The organism is Streptomyces sp. NBC_00620, from assembly GCF_026341825.1.
Taxonomy (GTDB): domain Bacteria; phylum Actinomycetota; class Actinomycetes; order Streptomycetales; family Streptomycetaceae; genus Streptomyces.
Window position 1 is genome coordinate 1,069,007 of sequence record NZ_JAPENY010000001.1, and the last position, 18,187, is coordinate 1,087,193.

Here is an 18,187-nt window from a genome sequence, read left to right on the forward strand (position 1 = left end):
AACATGCCCACTTGCACCCCGTCCGCCGCAGCCACCGCTCCCACCTCCCAACTCGACGTAGCCGGCGACCTGCTGACCCTGCTGCGCAACGCCACCACCGAACCGCGCCCCGACATCCAACTGGAGGCCCTGACACTGGCCGTGGCCGCCGACCTGCCGGTACTCCTGTGGGGCGAGCCGGGGATCGGCAAGACCGCTGCCCTGACACAGCTCGCCGCGGCCCTCGATCTTCCGCTGACCACGGTGATCGCCAGCGTGCACGAGCCGTCCGACTTCTCGGGGCTGCCCATCATCGGAGACGATCCCGCGGAACAGGGTGTCCCGATGGCCCCGCCGGACTGGGCAGTTCGCCTGGTACGGGCCGGCCGGGGGCTGCTCTTCCTGGACGAACTGTCCACCGCGCCGCCGGCCGTTCAAGCCGCCCTGCTCCGCCTCGTGCTCGAGCGGCGCATCGGCTCACTTCAACTGCCGCCCGGCGTACGGATCGTGGCCGCCGCCAATCCGCGGTCCTCGGCTGCCGACGGCTGGGAACTGAGCCCGCCGCTGGCCAACCGGTTCGTCCATCTCCAGTGGACCCACGACCACGACGTCGTCGTACGCGGCCTCGGCGGGACCTGGCCCCGGGCGACACTGCCGCTGCTCGCCCCGGAAAGGTTGCCGGAGGCCGTGGACTTCGCCCGCCGCGCGGTGTGCGGACTCCTCACCGGCCGGCCCAAACTCGTACACCAACTGCCCAGCAACGAAACCCGCCGGGGCGGCCCCTGGCCCTCACCCCGGAGCTGGGAGATGACCCTGTGCCTGATCGCCTTCGCGACCGCGGCCGGCTCCTCCCGGGAGGTACTTTCCCTGCTGGTCAGAGGCACGGTCGGGGACGGTCCTGGCCTGGAACTGCTGGCAAGCCTGGACCGGATGGACCTCCCGGACCCCGAATCGCTTCTCGCCGACCCAACGGGTGCCGCCCTGCCCGAGAGGGGGGACCTGCGCCAAGCAGTGCTCGACGGTGTGGTGGCGGCGGTCCGCAAGCGTCCGGAGAAGTCCCGCTGGGACGCGGCGTGGGCGCTCCTGGTCCGGGCGGTGGAGACCGGAGCCCCGGACCTGGTGGTCGTCCCCGCGACCACGCTCGCCACACTGCGCCAGGAGGACTGGGACGTTCCGGCAACGATCGAGCAGCTCGCCGGAGCGGTGTCCCTGTCCCGGCGCGCGGACCAGGCAGCGGCACAGGCCGCCACCCGTGCCGCGGTCACCGCGAAGGCCGGACGATGACGACCTCGAACCCGGGCCTGGCCCCGGACCCGGACGCATCGGGGACGCTGAGCCCCGACCCCAGCCCCAGCCCCGACCTCGACCTCGACAAACTCTTCGCCGCCCGACTGCACGCCGCCCGCGCCCGGCCCTACTTGGCAACGGCCCTGTTCGCCCTGCACACCGTGGAGTCGCGCCGGGTACCGACGATGGCCGTCGACCGGCACTGGCGGTGCTACGTCTCGCCGGCCTTCGTGGACCGGACCCCGGTGGAGGAACTGGCCGCGGTATGGGTCCATGAGGTCTCCCACCTGCTCCGCGACCACCACGGGCGCAGCGACCGATACGCCCGGGAACACGAGCTGACCGGCCCCGGGGAACGACTCCGGATGAACATCGCCGCCGACTGCGAGATCAACGACGACGCGTTCGGCGACGGGCTGATCCAGCCCGAGGACGCCGTCGTACCGGGGACCTTGGGGCTGCCCGACGGCCAGCTCATGGAGACCTATCTGGGCCACGTACGGCTCAGCCTGTACGCGCAGCACGCGGCCTGGCTGGACTGCGGCAGCGGCGCCGACGGACTCGACCGGGAGTGGGAGCTGGGGCCGGACGGTGCGCACGGCCTCAGCGCGCAGGAACGGGACGCGGTCCGGTTCCGGGTGGCGCAGGGCATCAAGGCCCGCCAGGGTCACGCCCCGCAGGGGTGGCGGCGATGGGCGGAGGACGTGTTCCACCCGCCGCAGCCGTGGCGGGAGTTGCTCGGAGCGGCGGTCCGCTCGGCGGCCTCCGGCTCCGGAGCGGGCGAGGACTACACCTACGGCCGGCCGTCGCGGCGCTCGGCCGGGGTGCCCGGCGCGATCCTGCCGAGCCTCCGACGCAGACCGCCCCGGGTCTCCGTGGTCATCGACACATCCGGTTCGGTCAGTGACGCCGAACTGGGCAGCGCGCTCCTGGAAGTTGCCGCGATCTCCCGTGCCCTGGGCGGCCGTCGCGACCTGATCACCGTGGTGCCGTGCGACGCGGCGGCCCGGATCGCACACCCGCTGTGCCGTGCCGAGGGGATCCCGCTGGTGGGCGGCGGGGGTACGGATCTGCGCACGGGCTTCGCGAAGGCGCTACGAGCCGGATCCCGGCCGGATGTCATCGTGGCCCTGACCGACGGCCAGACACCCTGGCCGGCCACCCGACCACCGTGCCGGACGGTGGTGGGCCTGTTCCCCCGGCAGCACATGGCCCCGTCTTGGGACGAGGACGATCCCGACTACGTACCGGAGTCGCCGCCCGAGTGGGCACGAGTGGTGGACATCGGGTCGGCTCACTGATCTCCGGCGGCGGTGTCGGCCGAATGGCCGACAGGTTCGCGTGGAACCGGTACGTGCGGCCGACGCGGCGGGTCTCGCCCGGCGCAATCGTGGTGACCATGGCGACCGGTGTCTCACCCCGAGGAAATGGAATGCCTGCAGCCGGACGCCCCCGGCCGGCCGACACGCACTGTGGTAGGAACAAGTAGTGGCCGATACACAGATCGATGTGGTGATCGCCGACGACCAGCAGTTGGTGCGGACCGGATTCAGCCTGATTCTGGGGGCGCAGCCAGGCATCACCGTGGTCGGGGAAGCGGCCGACGGTGTCGAGTGCATCGATCTGGCACGCCGGCTGCGCCCGGATGTGGTGCTGACCGACATCCGTATGCCGCGGTTGGACGGTCTGGACGTGGTGCGGCAGCTGGCCGGGCCGGGCGTGGCCGATCCGATGAACGTCGTGTTGATCACCACGTTCGACCAGGACGACTACGTACGGACCGGACTGCGGAACGGGGCGTGCGGATTCCTGCTGAAGGACGCCTCTCCGGGGCTGCTCGTGGAGGCGGTGCAGGCGGCGGCCCGTGGGGATGCCCTGGTGTCACCGGCGGTGACGGTCCGCCTGCTGCGTCGGCTGGAGGAGACCGAGCGGGGCTCGGCGTCGGGTGACTCGGGGGCTGCCGGGCTCAGTGAGCGCGAGCTGGACATCGTGCGTCTGGTGGCTGTGGGACGTACGAATCAGGAGATCTGCGACGAGCTGTTCCTGTCGTTGTCGACGGTGAAGACGTATCTGGCCCGGATCCAGGCCAAGTTGAAGGCCCGTAACCGGGTGGAAGTCGCGGCGTGGGCGTGGGAGCACGGCGCGGTGCACACGGACCGCTGACGCCGCGCCCGTCAACGCTTGGGCTGGTCGTCCTGGAAGGCATTGGCGGCGGGTGCTGCCAGCGGGACGGCGGCGTGGACCTCCCAGCCTCCGTGGGGGAGTGCGCCGGCGCGGACCGTTCCGTCGAGCGCTTCGACGCGTTCGCGCAGGCCCAGCAGGCCGAAGCCGCCGCGCCCGCCGGCGGGCGTGGCGGCCTTGTGAGGGGGCGCGGTGTTGGTGACCGTCACACGCAGCCACGCACGGTCCGCGTCCACGTGGACGGTGGTGCGGGCGCCGGGGGCATGGCGGCGGATGTTGGTGAGGGCTTCCTGGACCAGCCGCTGCACGGTGAGCTCGATTTCGGGGCTGAGGAGGGTGGTGCGGGCGGCTGCCGTGACTTCGAGCCGGGCAGGTGTGTCGCCGCCGGCGGCGGAGTGGGCGGAGACGAGATCGGCCAGTTCGGTGAGCAGGTCGCCGGGGCGCAGGGCGGGGTGCTTGTCCTCCCGCAGGACGTGTACGAGGCGGCGCATCGACTCCAGGGTTTCCGTGCCGGACCGGGCGATGGTGCGCAGGATGGGATCCACTTTGTCGGGAGCGGTGGCCTGGATGGTCAGCGCGGCGTTGGCCTGGACGATGATGCCGGTCATGTGGTGGGCGATCAGGTCGTGCAGGTCCCGGGCGAGGGCAAGGCGTTCCGCCTGGCGTACGTCGTGCACGGCGCGTTCCCGGCGGACCTCCAGGGCACGGATGGCACAGCCGATGACGATGCAGATCGCCAGGGCGATGGTCAGGACGTAGCCGCCGGCGAGGAAAGCGCCCCATGATCCACTGCGCAGCGGCAGTGCGAGGATCGCGGCGACCAGCGCGAGGGTGTAGGCGGTCGCGCGACCGGGCCGCCAGGCGTGCGCCGTGGTGTGAACGGTGAGGAAGAGCAGCCCGCAGGTCTCCAGTGCTCCCCACCAATGCAGGGTGGGGGGTTCGATCAGGCTCCAGACGGTCACCGCGAAGGAGATCGTCACGGCGCCGATGACGCGCTTGGCCAGGTCAGCCGAGCGCGGCACGCCGAGTGCGAGCAGCCCGATCAGCGGACCGGTGACGATCACGGGCAGCCATGTCGTGGGTGATCCGAACGGATCGGGGCCCCGGCCGAGCAGTGCGAAGTCCGCGAACCAGGTGAGCGTGAAGGCGATCAGGCTGCTGATCTTGATGAGCCTGCCGCCGGCCGGGTTGAGCGGGAGTTTCCAGTCCACGCGGATCAGCGTAGGAGCGTAGGCCTGGATCGGTGTCGGCCGAATGACCGACAGGCCGGTGAGCGTGGCGTCCGAACGGCCGACACGGCACGGACCGCCCCGGCGGAACCATGGTGATCACGGCGGCCGGCGACCCACCTCCGAGGCCCGGCCGCCGGCCAGCACGGCTCGCGATGACGGCCAAGGCGTCGACGGCGAAGCGTCCTCCGTGCCGGCCTCCCGCTGAACCCTCCCACTGGACCCCAGTAGCCGCGCAGTGTCCGTTCGCACCGCCAGACCACCGCCAGACCACCGCCGGACCATCACAGACCTTCCGACAGACCTTCGACAGACAGAGAGTTGTCGCACCCTCATGGCCACCTTCCTGCACCGAATCGGCCTGGCCGCCTTCCAGCGGCGCCGACTGGTCGTACTTCTGTGGGCGCTCGTCCTGGGCGTCATGGGCGCCGCCGCCGCGAGCGGTTCGGGCCCGCAGAGCTCAACCGTCTCCCTGCCCGGTACGGAAGCACAGCGCGCCAATGACCTGCTGGCGGAGAAGTTCCCGTCCGCCAATGCCGAAGGCGCCAGCGCCCGCCTCGTCATACGGGCCCACGACGGGGGGAAGATCAGCGGTACCGAGAACAAGGAAGCACTCGAAGCGACCCTGGCCGAGGTGAAGAACTCCTCGCCGCACGTCGCCCAGGTCAGCGACCCGTTCACGGCGAAGACGGTCAGCGCGGACGGCACCACCGCATACGCGCAGGTCACCTACACCGTCAAGGATTCGGACCTGACCGACCGTGACCACACCGGCTTCGACAAGGCACTCGAGTCGGGCCGCGATCAGGGACTGACGGTGGAGGCGTCCGGCAACGCGGTGGCGGAAGCCGCGGAGAGCTCCATGGCCGAGGCCATCGGCTTCGCTCTGGCCGCGGTCATCCTCTTCATCACCTTCGGCTCGCTGATCGCCGCCGGCCTCCCCCTGGTCACCGCGCTGGTCGGTGTGGGGGTGACCATGTCCGCCATCACGGCGCTCAGCGGGCCGCTCAATCTCAGCAGCAGCACCTCGTCCCTGGCCACGATGCTGGGCATCGCCGTCGGCATCGACTACGCCCTGTTCATCGTCTCCCGCTACCGCTCCGAACGCGCCGCCGGCCACGACGCCAGGGAAGCCGCCGCCCGCGCCAACGGCACCGCCGGATCAGCCGTCGTCTTCGCCGGACTGACCGTGGTGATCGCGCTCGTGGGCCTGGCCGTGGTGAACCTGCCGATCCTGACCATGATGGGTCTGGGCGCCGCCGGTGCCGTCGTCGTCGCCGTTCTCGTCGCCGTCACGCTGATCCCCGCGCTCCTGGGCTTCGCCGGCGAACGCATCGGCGGCAAGGCCCGCAAGCAGTCCACCACCCGACTCGCCGCACTCCGACTCCGGTCCGGCCGCACGGGACTGGCACAGCGATGGATCTCCTACGTCCTGCGCAAGCCGGCGAAGGTCCTGCTCCTGGCGGTGGTCGGTCTCGGTGTGGTCGCCCTGCCCGCCACGAAGCTCGAACTCGGCCTGCAGGACGACGGCTCCAAGGCTGCCTCCTCCACCCAGCGCAAGGCCTACGACATGCTGTCGCAGTCCTTCGGCCCCGGCTTCAACGGCCCGCTCACGGTAACCGTCGACAACCAGGACCCCGCCGTCACACGCACCGGCTCGGAGGAGCTGGGCAAGTCCCTCACCGGTCTGCCCGATGTGGCCGCCGTGGCCCCGGCCGTCTTCAACGAAGCGGGCGACACCGCCATCATCACCGTCATCCCCAAGAGCCCACCGGCCGGCGACTCCACCAAGGAACTCGTCGGCGACATCCGCTCCCTGGCCGACAGCACCGGCGCCCAAACGGGAGCCCGCTCCCTGGTGACCGGCACGACGGCCCTCAACATCGACGTCTCCGCCAAGTTCAGCAAGGCGATCGCGCCCTACCTGGCGGTCGTCGTCGGACTGGCCATTCTCGTACTGATCCTGGTGTTCCGTTCGATCCTGGTGCCCGTCAAGGCCGCCCTCGGCTTCCTGCTCTCCGTACTGGCCGCTCTGGGAGCGCTCGTCGCGGTGTTCCAGTGGGGCTGGCTGAAGGATCTGATCGGCCTGGAGCAGACCGGCCCCATCATGAGCCTGATGCCCGTCCTGATGGTCGGCATCGTCTTCGGCCTGGCCATGGACTACCAGGTGTTCCTGGTCTCCCGCATGCGCGAGGCATACGTCCACGGCGCCGACGCCCGCACGGCGATCGAGGCGGGATTCAAACAGAGCGCCACGGTTGTCACCGTCGCGGCCCTCATCATGATCACCGTCTTCTCCGGTTTCATGGGTGCCCACGACCCCATGATCAAGTCGTTGGGCTTCGGACTCGCAGTCGCCGTCGCCTTCGACGCCTTCATCGTCCGCATGACGATCGTCCCCGCCGTACTCGCCCTTCTCGGCGACCGCGCATGGTCCCTGCCCGCGCGGATCGACCGCATCCTGCCCAACGTCGACATCGAAGGAGAGAAACTGGCGCACCGCAAGCCCACGTTGGCCGCCGAGGATCAGTCAGGCCACGCCCCCACTCACGACTACAGCGTGAAGGCCCGGGGTTAGCCGAACAGTCGCTCCAACACCACCGCGATCCCGTCCTCCTCGTTCGACAGCGTCACCTCATCCGCGACCGCCTTGAGTTCCGGATGGGCGTTGTCCATCGCCACGCCCCGAGCGGCCCAGTCGAACATCGGGATGTCGTTGGGCATGTCACCGAAAGCGATGGTGTCGGAGGAGGCGAGACCGAGGTGGCGGGCGGCGAGGGCCAGGCCCGTCGCCTTGGTCACGCCGCATGGCTGGAGTTCGACGGTCCCCGGCCCCGACATGGTGACGGTCGCCAGCGAACCCACCACCGCACGCGCCGTCATCGCCAACTCGTCGTCGGACAAAGAGGGGTGACGGAGCAACACCTTGCTGATCGGTTCCGTCCACAGGTCGTCGCGCCGGTACACCCGCATCGCCGGAAGCGTCGGATGCGGCATCACATACCCCGGCTCGATGAGCGTGAGCCCGTCCACACCGTCCTGGTCCACGGCCGCGTAGACCTGCCCGACCTCCGCCTCGATCTTGCCGAGCGCGGTCTCGGCCAGCTCCCTGTCCAGGGTCACCGACCACAGCAGACGGTCCGCGCCGGCGTCGTACAACTGCGCCCCCTGCCCGCACACCGCCAGCCCCTGGCTGCCGAGTTCGTCGAGGAGCGGTCGCACTCTCGGCGCCGGCCGTCCCGTCACCACCAGATGCCGGGCACCCTCGGCCGTGGCCTTCGCCAACGCGGCCCGCGACCGGTCGGAGAGGGTGTCGTCGCCGCGCAGCAGCGTTCCGTCCAGGTCAGTGGCGATAAGTGAATATGCAGTCGGAGCGGCCATGATCCGAAGAATACGGATCGAACGACTCATCGGCCCGGCGTGAACCGGACGACGTCCGGTATCCCGTCAGCAACGCCGTTCACCGCACGGCCAGTACGAGGTTCACTTCAGCCCATACGGGTTTCACCCGCCGCCGACCCTGACGGCCATGCGGCCCCGCAGCGAACCCCTTTGGGACGCAGGGCAGTTGTGCAATCGCCGCCGTACAGATACTGCCCCTGAACCGATTTGGACCAGAGAGTACGGGGAGACACACGTCTTCGACATGGACTGCCCGCCAACCCGCCCGAACTGATCGCCGACCGCCTGCCCTGGCAGAAGTCGACGTAACCGAACAAGACTTATCGAAATATCACCTATCTGAACATTCCCCACTCTTCAGGCACTGCCGCAGCAGGTTCACTCCCCCGTAACGTGTGCCGCGACCACGTAGAACACATGGAACATGTGGAACCCCAAGACCGCCCGGACCACCCGGACCACCCGGACCACCCGGACCGTATGAACCACGTGAACCACGTGAACCACGTGAACCACGTGAACCACGTGAACCACGTGAACCACGTGAACCACGTGAACCACGTGAACCACGTGAACCACGTGAACCACGTGAACCACATGGTGAGTGAGTAGTGAGTACGCACCCGCAAGCCACGAGAGCGAGGCACCACCCGATGCCCCCCTTCGACGTCCCCGAGGGCGATCCCTTCGGCCCGCACAACCTGCCGTACGGCGTGTTCTCCCTGAACCCCCCGCCCACCCCCGGAGAACGAACCGGTGAGCGAACCGGTGAGCGAACCAGGGAATCTTCCCGACAACGAACCGTCGGTGTCCGCCTCGGCGACCACGTGCTCGACGCGGGCGCGGCAGCAAGGGCCCTCGGCTCCCCGTACGCCGAACTACTCGCCAGGCCAACCCTGAACCCCCTCCTCTCAGCCGGCCGCACGGCCTGGTCCGACGTCCGCCGCGCCCTCACGGCATGGGTGACGGTCCCGGCCCACCGCGAGACGCTCGGACCCCACCTCCACCCCGTCTCCGAGGTGACCCTGCACCTCCCCTTCGAGGTGGCGGACTACGTCGACTTCTACGCCTCCGAGAACCATGCCCGGAACGTCGGCCAGATCTTCCGCCCCGACGCCGCCGACTCCCTCACCCCCAACTGGAAGCACCTGCCCATCGGTTATCACGGCAGGTCCGGCACGGTCGTGGTGTCGGGAACGGAGGTGGTACGCCCGTCGGGCCAGCGCAAGGCCCCCACCGACACGGCCCCCGTCTTCGGCCCCTCCGTCCGGCTGGACATCGAGGCGGAGGTCGGCTTCGTGGTCGGCGCCCCCTCGGCCATGGGCACGCCGGTCCCGCTCTCCGCCTTCCGCGACCACGTCTTCGGCCTCTGCCTACTCAACGACTGGTCGGCGCGCGACATCCAGGCCTGGGAGTACGTCCCTCTCGGCCCCTTCCTCGGCAAGTCCTTCGCCACATCGGTGTCGGCGTGGATCACCCCGCTCGACGCCCTGACCGACGCCCGGGTCGCACCCCCTTCGCGCACACACCCCCTCCTCCCCTACCTGGACGACTCCGACGACGAGCCGGGCGGCTACGACCTCCGCATCTCCGTAGCCATCAACGGCCACGTCGTCTCCGAGCCCCCGTTCTCCACCATGTACTGGACGGCCGCCCAGCAACTGGCCCACATGACGGTCAACGGCGCCTCGCTCCGTACAGGCGACCTCTACGGCTCCGGAACGGTCAGCGGCCCCACCGAGTCCGAACGCGGCTCCCTACTCGAACTCACCTGGAACGGCCGAGACACCCTCGACCTCCCCACCGGCAAGCGCACATTCCTGGAGGACGGCGACGAGGTGACCCTGACAGCCTGGGCCCCGGGCCCAGGCGGAACACGGGTAGGCCTGGGCGAGGTAACAGGACGGATCAAACCAACCGCCTGAGGGACTTCCGCGTCCGGCAGAGAGCACACGAGCCCCCACGCACCCGCAGCCACCACCCCACGGAAGGGGCCGTGCCGGTACGTCCAAAAGCCCGTCGCGTACGTTCGCGTCACCGGACGCCACACCTCTTGGCCAACGTCTGATCCGGCGGCGACGGGCGGGACGTACCGGCACGGCCCCGACCCACCACCCGGTAGCGGACGCCACCGCCCGGTCACGGAGGCCACCCCGCCCGGTACTGGCCCTCGCCCCGGCGGGCTAGCCCCAGTCCTCCGGCTCCGGTTCCGGCTCCTCACCCATCTCCGGCCAGTCCGGATCCGGCGCCTCACCGACCGCCGGAGCCGCCGCCTCCCCAGAACCACCGCCCAGCGAGCCAAGCACCCCCAGCACCCCTTCCCCGTACGTAGCCAGCTTCTTCTCGCCGACACCACTGATGGTGCCCAGTTCAGCCACCGACCCGGGCCACACCGTGGCAATCTCCCGCAGCGTGGCGTCATGGAAGATGACGTACGCCGGAACACCCTGCTCACGAGCCTGCTCGGCACGCCAGGCCCGCAGGGCCTCGAAGGCGGGCACGAGCTCCGGCGCCAGCTCGGCCACGGCGGCCTTGGCCTTCTTCTCTCCCCGAGAGGACGACGAGCGCGCAGTCACCGGCTTCGGCGCCTCCTTGCGCAACGGCACCTCCCGCTCGCGCCGCAGCACCGTCCCACTCGCCTCGGTCAGCACCAGCGTCCCGTACTCACCCTCAACCGTGAGCAGCCCCTGCGCCAGCAACTGCCGCACGACACCACGCCATTCGGACTCGGCCAGATCCTCACCGATGCCGAACACGGACAACTGGTCGTGGTCGAACTGGATCACCTTGGCGGTCCGGCGCCCGAGCAGGATGTCGACGATCTGGACCGCGCCGAACTTCTGCCCCCGTTCGCGCTGCAAGCGCACCACTGTGGAGAGAAGCTTCTGCGCAGCGACCGTGCCGTCCCAGGTCTCGGGCGGCGTAAGGCACGTGTCGCAGTTGCCGCACGCGGGCGTGTGCGGGTCCTGGCCGAAGTAGGCCAGGAGCTGAGAGCGCCGGCACTGGGCCGTCTCGCACAGGGCCAGCATCGAGTCCAGGTGGGCGGCCGCCCGGCGGCGGAACGCCTCGTCGCCCTCCGAGCTCTGGATCATTTTGCGCTGCTGGACCACGTCCTGGAGCCCGTACGCCATCCAGGCCGTGGACGGCAGTCCGTCACGCCCCGCGCGGCCCGTCTCCTGGTAGTAGCCCTCGACCGACTTCGGCAGGTCGAGGTGGGCGACGAACCGTACGTCCGGCTTGTCGATGCCCATGCCGAACGCGATGGTGGCGACCACGACAAGGCCGTCTTCGCGCAGGAACCTCGACTGGTGACGCGCGCGGGTGCCAGAGTCCAGGCCCGCGTGGTACGGCACCGCCTCGATGCCGTTGCGGGCGAGGAACTCGGCAGTCGCATCCACCGACTTGCGCGAGAGGCAGTACACGATGCCCGCGTCGCCCGCGTGCTCCTCGCGCAGGAAGGCCAGCAGCTGCTTCTTGGGATCGGCCTTCGGGACTATCCGGTACTGGATGTTGGGCCGGTCGAAGCTCGCCTCGAAGTGCCGGGCGTCCGGCATGCCCAGGCGCTGGGTGATCTCCTTGTGCGTGGCGCGCGTGGCGGTGGCCGTCAGCGCGATCCGCGGCACGTCCGGCCAGCGCTCGCCCAGCACCGAGAGCGCCAGGTAGTCGGGGCGGAAGTCGTGCCCCCACTGGGCCACGCAGTGCGCCTCGTCGATCGCGAAGACCGAGATCTTCCCGCGTGACAACAGGTCCAGCGTGTTGTCCAGACGCAGCCGCTCCGGAGCCAGGTAGATCAGGTCCAGCTCCCCCGCCAGGAACTCCGCCTCGACCGTCCGCCGCTCGTCGAAGTCCTGCGTCGAGTTCATGAAGCCAGCGCGGACGCCCAGCGCCCGCAGCGCGTCCACCTGGTCCTGCATCAGCGCGATGAGCGGGGAGACCACGACGCCCGTACCGGGTCTGACCAGGGCCGGAATCTGGTAGCAGAGCGACTTGCCGCCACCCGTCGGCATCAGGACGACGGAGTCACCGCCCGTCACCACATGTTCGATGATCGCTTCCTGCTCGCCGCGGAAGGCGTCGTACCCGAAGACCCGGTGGAGCGTGGCCAGCGCCTCGCTCTCACCCAGCGTCTCCGTCGCATCCGCTTCGGTCATCACACCCGTCCCGCCCATCGTCCCGTCCCCCGTACGTCGCGCCTCGACCACTGCGTCCACCATAGGGCTCCGCGCCGACAGCCTCGGAGTTATCCACAGGCCGGCCCATGGACCACCCCGCTCCCTGTCAGCCCAATGGGTTCGCCGGATGGCGGCCACCAGGCAGAACGGGACATTCTGCTCGTGCGGGACGGGGGAGGCCCGCTCCGCTCACGGGCGCCCCACGCGCCCCTCTCCCCTAGGAGCCCCCGACATGTCCCCCCTCAAGGCCGCCTGCGCCCTCGCGCTGGCCACCGCCCTGTCCCTGGCCGCCGCCCCGGCCCACGCCGCCGACGAACACCCCGACGTCTGGACCGAGCTCAGCGAGACGTACACGGCGACCGGGGCGTACGCGTACGAGCCGTTCGGCATCAAGGCGGGATACGCCCGCACCGAGACGTGCGCCTCCAGCGCGGCAGGCGGCATGGGCTACCACTACCTCAACAAGGAGTACCTGAACTCGCTCGACCCGGCCACGCCCGCGGCCCTCCTGTACGAGACCGGGGCATACGGCAAGCGCAAGCTGGTCGCGGTGGAGTGGGTCGTCGAGGACACCGGCCAGGCCAAGCCGCCGACGTTGTTCGGCAAGGACCTCGACAACACGGTGCTCCCAGGCTTCTACACACTCCACGCCTGGATCTACAAGCCCAACCCCAGCGGCCTGTTCGAGCCGTGGAACCCGAAGGTGAAGTGCCCTTGAAAACGCGTCGGGACCCGCTCCCCCAGGGGAGCGGGTCCCGATCCGCACTCGGCGCGACTCAGCGCACGAAACTCGGCGCGACTCAGCGCACGAACACCCCGGCCTGACCGGCCAGGTCCAGGAAGTACTGCGGCGCCACACCCAATACCAACGTGACCGCCACACCCACCCCGATCGCCGTCATGGTCAACGGCGACGGCACGGCGACCGTAGGCCCGTCCGGCCGCGGCTCACTGAAGAACATGAGCACGATCACCCGGATGTAGAAGAACGCCGCGATCGCCGACGAGATCACACCGACCACGACCAGCGCTCCCGCACCGCCCTCCGCCGCCGCCTTGAACACGGCGAACTTTCCGGCGAAGCCGGAGGTCAGCGGGATGCCCGCGAAGGCCAGCAGGAAGACCGCGAACACGGCCGCCACCAGCGGAGACCTGCGTCCGAGCCCCGCCCACTTGGACAGGTGCGTCGCCTCCCCGCCCGCGTCCCTCACCAAAGTCACCACGGCGAAGGCGCCGATCGTGACGAACGAGTACGCGCCCAGGTAGAAGAGCACCGACGAGACACCGTCCGGCGAGGTCGCGATGACACCCGCGAGGATGAAGCCCGCGTGCGCGATCGACGAGTACGCCAGGAGCCGCTTGATGTCGGTCTGTGTGATCGCCACGATCGCACCGCCCAGCATGGTGACGATCGCGACGGCCATCATGACCGGCCGCCAGTCCCAGCGCAGGCCGGGCAGGACGACGTACAGCAGCCGCAGGAGGGCGCCGAACGCGGCCACCTTCGTCGCGGCGGCCATGAAGCCGGTGACCGGTGTCGGCGCACCCTGGTAGACGTCCGGCGTCCACATGTGGAAGGGCACCGCGCCGACCTTGAACAGCAGGCCCATGACGACCATCGCGGCGCCGATGAGCAGCAGCGCGTCGTTGCCCATGGTGTCGGCGAGTGCCGGGTCGATGTTCTGGATGGTGCCGTCGACGACCTGCGCGATCGTGGCGTACGACACCGAGCCCGCGTAGCCGTACAGCAGGGCGATGCCGAAGAGCGTGAACGCGGAGGCGAAGGCGCCGAGCAGGAAGTACTTGACCGCCGCTTCCTGTGACAGGAGCCGCTTGCGGCGGGCCACGGCGCACAGGAGGTACAGCGGGAGCGAGAAGACTTCCAGCGCGATGAACAGCGTCAGCAGGTCGTTGGCCGCCGGGAAGATCAGCATGCCGCCGACCGCGAAGAGCAGGAGCGGGAACACCTCGGTGGTGGTGAACCCGGCCTTCACGGCGGCCTTTTCGCTGTCGCTTCCGGGTACGGACGCGGCCTGCGCGGCGAACGAGTCGACCCGGTTGCCGTGCGCCTCCGGGTCGAGCCGCCGCTCGGCGAAGGTGAACACGCCGAGCAGGCCGGCAAGGAGGATCGTGCCCTGGAGGAACAGCGCGGGCCCGTCGACGGCGATCGCGCCCATGGCCGCGATGTGCGCCTTCGTGGTGCCGTATCCGCCTGCCGCGAGCGCCACGACCGCGGCGAACGCGGCGGCGAGTGCGACGGCGGACACGAACACCTGGGCGTAGTAACGGGACTTGCGCGGGACGAACGCCTCGATCAACACCCCGATGACCGCCGCCCCGATGACGATCAAGGTGGGCGACAATTGCCCGTATTCGATCTTCGGCGCGTCGATCTTCGAGATCGGGTCGGCTGCGGTTGTCCACAGGCTGTGGACGGCTGTTGCGCTCACTTGGCCGCCTCCACCTCGGGCTGGGGGTCCGTTTTATGGACGTCTGACATGGTCTGCTTGACCGCCGGGTTGACGATGTCGGTGAGCGGCTTCGGGTAGACGCCCAGGAAGATCAGCAGGGCGATCAGCGGGGTGACGACCAGAAGTTCACGCACCCTGAGGTCGGGCAAGTTCGCGACCTGGGGCTTCACCGGGCCTGTCATCGTCCGCTGGTAGAGGACGAGCGTGTAGAGCGCGGCGAGGACGATGCCGAAGGTGGCGATGATGCCGACGGCCGGGTAGCGCGCGAACACGCCGACCAGGACCAGGAATTCACTCACGAAGGGCGCGAGCCCGGGGAGCGAGAGGGTCGCCAGGCCGCCGATCAGGAAGGTGCCCGCGAGCACCGGGGCGACTTTCTGCACCCCTCCGTAGTCGGCGATCAGACGCGAACCGCGCCGCGAGATCAGGAAGCCCGCCACCAGCATCAGGGCGGCCGTCGAGATCCCGTGGTTGACCATGTAGAGCGTGGCGCCCGACTGACCCTGGCTGGTCATCGCGAAGATGCCCAGGATGATGAACCCGAAGTGCGAGATCGACGCGTACGCCACAAGGCGTTTGATGTCCCGCTGGCCGACCGCGAGCAGCGCCCCGTAGATGATGCTGATGAGCGCCAGTACGAGGATGACGGGCGTCGCCCACTTCGAGGCCTCCGGGAAGAGCTGGAGGCAGAAGCGGAGCATCGCGAAGGTGCCGACCTTGTCGACAACTGCCGTGATCAGTACGGCGACCGGGGTCGTGGCCTCCCCCATGGCATTGGGCAGCCAGGTGTGCAGCGGCCACAGCGGCGCCTTGACGGCGAACGCGAAGAAGAAGCCCAGGAACAGCCACCGCTCCGTATTGGTCGCCATCTCCAGCGAGCCGTTGGCGCGGGCCTCGGCGATCGCCTGGAGCGAGAAGTTCCCGGCCACTACGTAGAGACCGATCACGGCGGCCAGCATGATCAGGCCGCCGACCAGGTTGTAGAGGAGGAACTTCACGGCGGCGTACGACCGTTGGGTGGCCGCCACTTCGTCGCCGTGCTCGTGGGCCTTGTCCCCGAAGCCTCCGATGAGGAAGTACATCGGGATGAGCATGGCTTCGAAGAAGATGTAGAAGAGGAAGACGTCGGTGGCCTCGAAGGAGATGATCACCATCGCCTCGACGGCCAGGATCAGGGCGAAGAAGCCCTGCGTCGGACGCCAGCGCGTGTTGCCGGTCTCGTGCGGATCGGCGTCGTGCCAACCCGCCAGGATGATGAACGGGATCAGCAGCGCGGTCAGCGCGACGAGCGCCACACCGATGCCGTCCACGCCCAGTTCGTAGCGCACCCCGAAGTCCGCGATCCAGGCGTGGGATTCGGTGAGCTGGTAGCGGTCGCCGTCTGGTTCGAAGCGGACCAGGACCACGATCGCCAGCACCAGCGTGGCGAGCGAGACGAGCAGCGCCAGCCACTTGGCGGCGACTCTTTGCGCGGCCGGCACGGCGGCCGTGGCGATCGCCCCGAGGGCCGGGAGCGCCGCCGTCGCTGTCAGCAGAGGAAAGGACATCGGTATCAGACCGCCCTCATCAGCAGGGTCGCGGCAATGAGGATCGCCGCACCGCCGAACATCGAGACCGCGTACGACCGCGCGTACCCGTTCTGCAGCTTGCGGAGCCGGCCGGAGAGGCCGCCCATCGAGGCCGCCGTGCCGTTGACGACCCCGTCGACCAGGGTGTGGTCGACGTACACCAGGGAGCGCGTGAGGTGCTCCCCGCCGCGCACCAGCACGACGTGGTTGAAGTCGTCCTGGAGCAGGTCGCGCCGGGCCGCCCGGGTGAGCAGCGAACCACGCGGGGCGACGGCCGGGACCGGACGGCGCCCGTACTGGGCGTACGCGATTCCGACGCCGATGACGAGCACCACCATGGTGGCCAGGGTGACCGTCGTGGCGCTGATCGGTGCGTCGCCGTGGTCGTGCCCGGTGATCGGCTCCAGCCAGTGCAGGAACCGGTCGCCGATGCTGAAGAAGCCGCCCGCGAAGACCGACCCGAAGGCGAGCACGATCATCGGGATCGTCATCGACTTGGGCGACTCGTGCGGGTGCGGCTCATGACCCTCGGCGTCCGGCTGCCAGCGCTTCTCTCCGAAGAACGTCATCAGCATCACGCGCGTCATGTAGAACGCCGTGATGGCCGCGCCCAGCAGGGCCGCGCCGCCGAGGATCCAGCCCTCGGTGCCGCCCTTGGCGAAGGCCGCCTCGATGATCTTGTCCTTGGAGAAGAAGCCGGACAGACCGGGGAAGCCGATGATCGCGAGGTAGCCGAGGCCGAAGGTGACGAAGGTGACCGGCATGTACTTCCGCAGGCCGCCGTACTTCCTCATGTCGACCTCGTCGTTCATGCCGTGCATGACCGAACCGGCGCCGAGGAAGAGGCCGGCCTTGAAGAAGCCGTGTGTCACCAGGTGCATGATCGCAAAGACGTAGCCGATGGGGCCGAGCCCTGCGGCCAGCACCATGTAGCCGATCTGCGACATCGTCGACCCGGCGAGGGCCTTCTTGATGTCGTCCTTCGCGCAACCGACGATCGCACCGAAGAGGAGCGTGACGGCGCCGACCACCGTGACGACCAACTGCGCGTCCGGTGCCGCGTTGAAGATCGCGCCGGAGCGGACGATCAGGTACACGCCCGCGGTCACCATGGTCGCGGCGTGGATGAGGGCCGAGACCGGGGTCGGGCCCTCCATCGCGTCCCCGAGCCAGGACTGCAGCGGCACCTGGGCGGACTTGCCGCAGGCGGCGAGCAGCAGCATCAGGGCGACGGCCGTGAGCTTGCCCTCGGTCGCGTCGCCGACGAGCCCCGGTTCCTCGTGGGTGCCGAGCACCGGTCCGAAGGCGAAGGTCCCGAAGGTGGTGAACATCAGCATGATGGCGATCGACAGGCCCATGTCACCGACGCGGTTGACCAGGAAGGCCTTCTTCGCGGCGGTGGCGGCGCTGGGCTTGTGCTGCCAGAAGCCGATCAGCAGGTACGAGGCAAGGCCCACGCCCTCCCAGCCGACGTACAGCAGCAGGTAGTTGTCGGCGAGGACGAGCAGCAGCATCGCCGCCAGGAACAGGTTCAGATAGCCGAAGAAGCGGCGGCGCCGCTCGTCGTGCTCCATGTACCCGATCGAGTACAGGTGGATCAGCGAGCCGACGCCGGAGATCAGCAGCACGAACGTCATCGACAGCTGGTCGAGCTGGAAGGCGACGTCCGCCTGGAAGCCCTCGACCGGGATCCAGCTGAACAGGTGCTGGCCGATGGCCCGGTGCTCGGCGTCCTTGCCCAGCATGTCGGCGAAGAGGATCGCGCCGATCACGAAGGAGGAGGCCGCGAGGGCGGTACCGATCCAGTGGCCGACGGCATCGAGCCGCCGCCCGCCGCACAGCAGTACGGCCGCTCCGAGCAGAGGCGCCGCTACAAGCAGCGCAATCAGGTTCTCCAC

At 69.3% G+C, this 18,187-nt stretch carries 12 protein-coding genes; 6 read left to right on the forward strand and 6 right to left on the reverse strand.

Annotation, left to right across the window (positions count from 1 at the left end; all coding sequences use genetic code 11):
• The first annotated feature begins 3 nt into the window (after positions 1 to 3).
• The 3 genes from OG246_RS04835 to OG246_RS04845 all read left to right on the forward strand — a co-directional run bounded on the left by OG246_RS04835 (position 4) and on the right by OG246_RS04845 (position 3,429).
• The gene (locus tag OG246_RS04835) at positions 4 to 1,263 is read left to right on the forward strand and encodes an AAA family ATPase (protein WP_266456316.1); all 1,260 of its coding nucleotides are present in this window, start codon (positions 4 to 6) and stop codon (positions 1,261 to 1,263) included.
• Positions 1,260 to 2,567 (forward strand): VWA-like domain-containing protein, encoded by a 1,308-nt coding sequence (locus OG246_RS04840; protein ID WP_266456319.1) that lies wholly within the window; start codon positions 1,260 to 1,262, stop codon positions 2,565 to 2,567. Before OG246_RS04835 ends, OG246_RS04840 begins: the two co-directional genes overlap by 4 nt.
• A 187-nt stretch (positions 2,568 to 2,754) precedes the next feature.
• A complete protein-coding gene (locus tag OG246_RS04845; RefSeq protein ID WP_266456322.1) occupies positions 2,755 to 3,429 on the forward strand; it encodes a response regulator transcription factor in 675 nt (224 codons plus the stop codon).
• A gap of 11 nt (positions 3,430 to 3,440) precedes the next feature.
• Here the strand turns inward: OG246_RS04845 and OG246_RS04850 are convergent, their stop codons facing one another.
• Complete coding sequence (locus OG246_RS04850) at positions 3,441 to 4,658, reverse strand: sensor histidine kinase (RefSeq protein ID WP_266456325.1); 1,218 nt, start codon at positions 4,656 to 4,658, stop codon at positions 3,441 to 3,443.
• Positions 4,659 to 5,010: 352 nt separating this feature from the next.
• Here OG246_RS04850 and OG246_RS04855 point away from each other — a divergent pair, with 352 nt between their 5' ends.
• On the forward strand, positions 5,011 to 7,254 hold the full coding sequence (locus tag OG246_RS04855) for an MMPL family transporter (protein WP_266456328.1): 2,244 nt from the start codon (positions 5,011 to 5,013) through the stop codon (positions 7,252 to 7,254).
• Here OG246_RS04855 and OG246_RS04860 read toward each other — a convergent pair.
• Positions 7,251 to 8,057 (reverse strand): HAD family hydrolase, encoded by an 807-nt coding sequence (locus OG246_RS04860; protein ID WP_266456331.1) that lies wholly within the window; start codon positions 8,055 to 8,057, stop codon positions 7,251 to 7,253. The two genes, OG246_RS04855 and OG246_RS04860, sit on opposite strands and share 4 nt — an antisense overlap.
• Positions 8,058 to 8,731: 674 nt before the next feature.
• Between OG246_RS04860 and fahA the strand changes: the two genes are divergently transcribed.
• Positions 8,732 to 10,003 (forward strand): fumarylacetoacetase, encoded by a 1,272-nt coding sequence (fahA, locus tag OG246_RS04865; RefSeq protein WP_266456334.1) that lies wholly within the window; start codon positions 8,732 to 8,734, stop codon positions 10,001 to 10,003.
• A gap of 258 nt (positions 10,004 to 10,261) precedes the next feature.
• On the opposite strand, the gene recQ is transcribed toward fahA, so the two are convergent.
• Positions 10,262 to 12,247, reverse strand: a complete 1,986-nt coding sequence (recQ, locus tag OG246_RS04870) for a DNA helicase RecQ (protein ID WP_266463868.1) — start codon at positions 12,245 to 12,247, stop codon at positions 10,262 to 10,264.
• Positions 12,248 to 12,482: 235 nt separating this feature from the next.
• Between recQ and OG246_RS04875 the strand changes: the two genes are divergently transcribed.
• Positions 12,483 to 12,968, forward strand: coding sequence for a hypothetical protein (locus OG246_RS04875; RefSeq protein ID WP_266456337.1), 486 nt, complete (start codon positions 12,483 to 12,485; stop codon positions 12,966 to 12,968).
• Between the two features lie 82 nt (positions 12,969 to 13,050).
• On the opposite strand, the gene nuoN is transcribed toward OG246_RS04875, so the two are convergent.
• The 3 genes from nuoN to nuoL are packed head-to-tail and all read right to left on the reverse strand — an operon-like array spanning position 13,051 to position 18,187.
• Complete coding sequence (nuoN, locus tag OG246_RS04880; protein WP_266456340.1) at positions 13,051 to 14,700, reverse strand: NADH-quinone oxidoreductase subunit NuoN; 1,650 nt, start codon at positions 14,698 to 14,700, stop codon at positions 13,051 to 13,053.
• Positions 14,697 to 16,268 carry an NADH-quinone oxidoreductase subunit M gene (locus tag OG246_RS04885; protein WP_266456343.1) on the reverse strand — a complete coding sequence of 524 codons (1,572 nt, stop codon included), beginning with the start codon at positions 16,266 to 16,268 and terminating at the stop codon, positions 14,697 to 14,699. Before OG246_RS04885 ends, nuoN begins: the two co-directional genes overlap by 4 nt.
• A 5-nt stretch (positions 16,269 to 16,273) precedes the next feature.
• Positions 16,274 to 18,187 carry an NADH-quinone oxidoreductase subunit L gene (nuoL, locus tag OG246_RS04890; RefSeq protein WP_266456346.1) on the reverse strand — a complete coding sequence of 638 codons (1,914 nt, stop codon included), beginning with the start codon at positions 18,185 to 18,187 and terminating at the stop codon, positions 16,274 to 16,276.

Excerpts from the sequence above, each read along its gene's own strand:
- OG246_RS04835 (WP_266456316.1), top strand. The coding sequence starts at position 4 with ATGCCCACTTGCACCCCGTCCGCCGCAGCCACCGCTCCCACCTCCCAA.
- OG246_RS04840 (WP_266456319.1), top strand. The coding sequence starts at position 1,260 with ATGACGACCTCGAACCCGGGCCTGGCCCCGGACCCGGACGCATCGGGG.
- OG246_RS04855 (WP_266456328.1), top strand. The coding sequence starts at position 5,011 with ATGGCCACCTTCCTGCACCGAATCGGCCTGGCCGCCTTCCAGCGGCGC.
- OG246_RS04860 (WP_266456331.1), bottom strand. The coding sequence starts at position 8,057 with ATGGCCGCTCCGACTGCATATTCACTTATCGCCACTGACCTGGACGGA.
- fahA (WP_266456334.1), top strand. The coding sequence starts at position 8,732 with ATGCCCCCCTTCGACGTCCCCGAGGGCGATCCCTTCGGCCCGCACAAC.
- recQ (WP_266463868.1), bottom strand. The coding sequence starts at position 12,247 with ATGGGCGGGACGGGTGTGATGACCGAAGCGGATGCGACGGAGACGCTG.
- OG246_RS04875 (WP_266456337.1), top strand. The coding sequence starts at position 12,483 with ATGTCCCCCCTCAAGGCCGCCTGCGCCCTCGCGCTGGCCACCGCCCTG.
- OG246_RS04885 (WP_266456343.1), bottom strand. The coding sequence starts at position 16,268 with ATGTCCTTTCCTCTGCTGACAGCGACGGCGGCGCTCCCGGCCCTCGGG.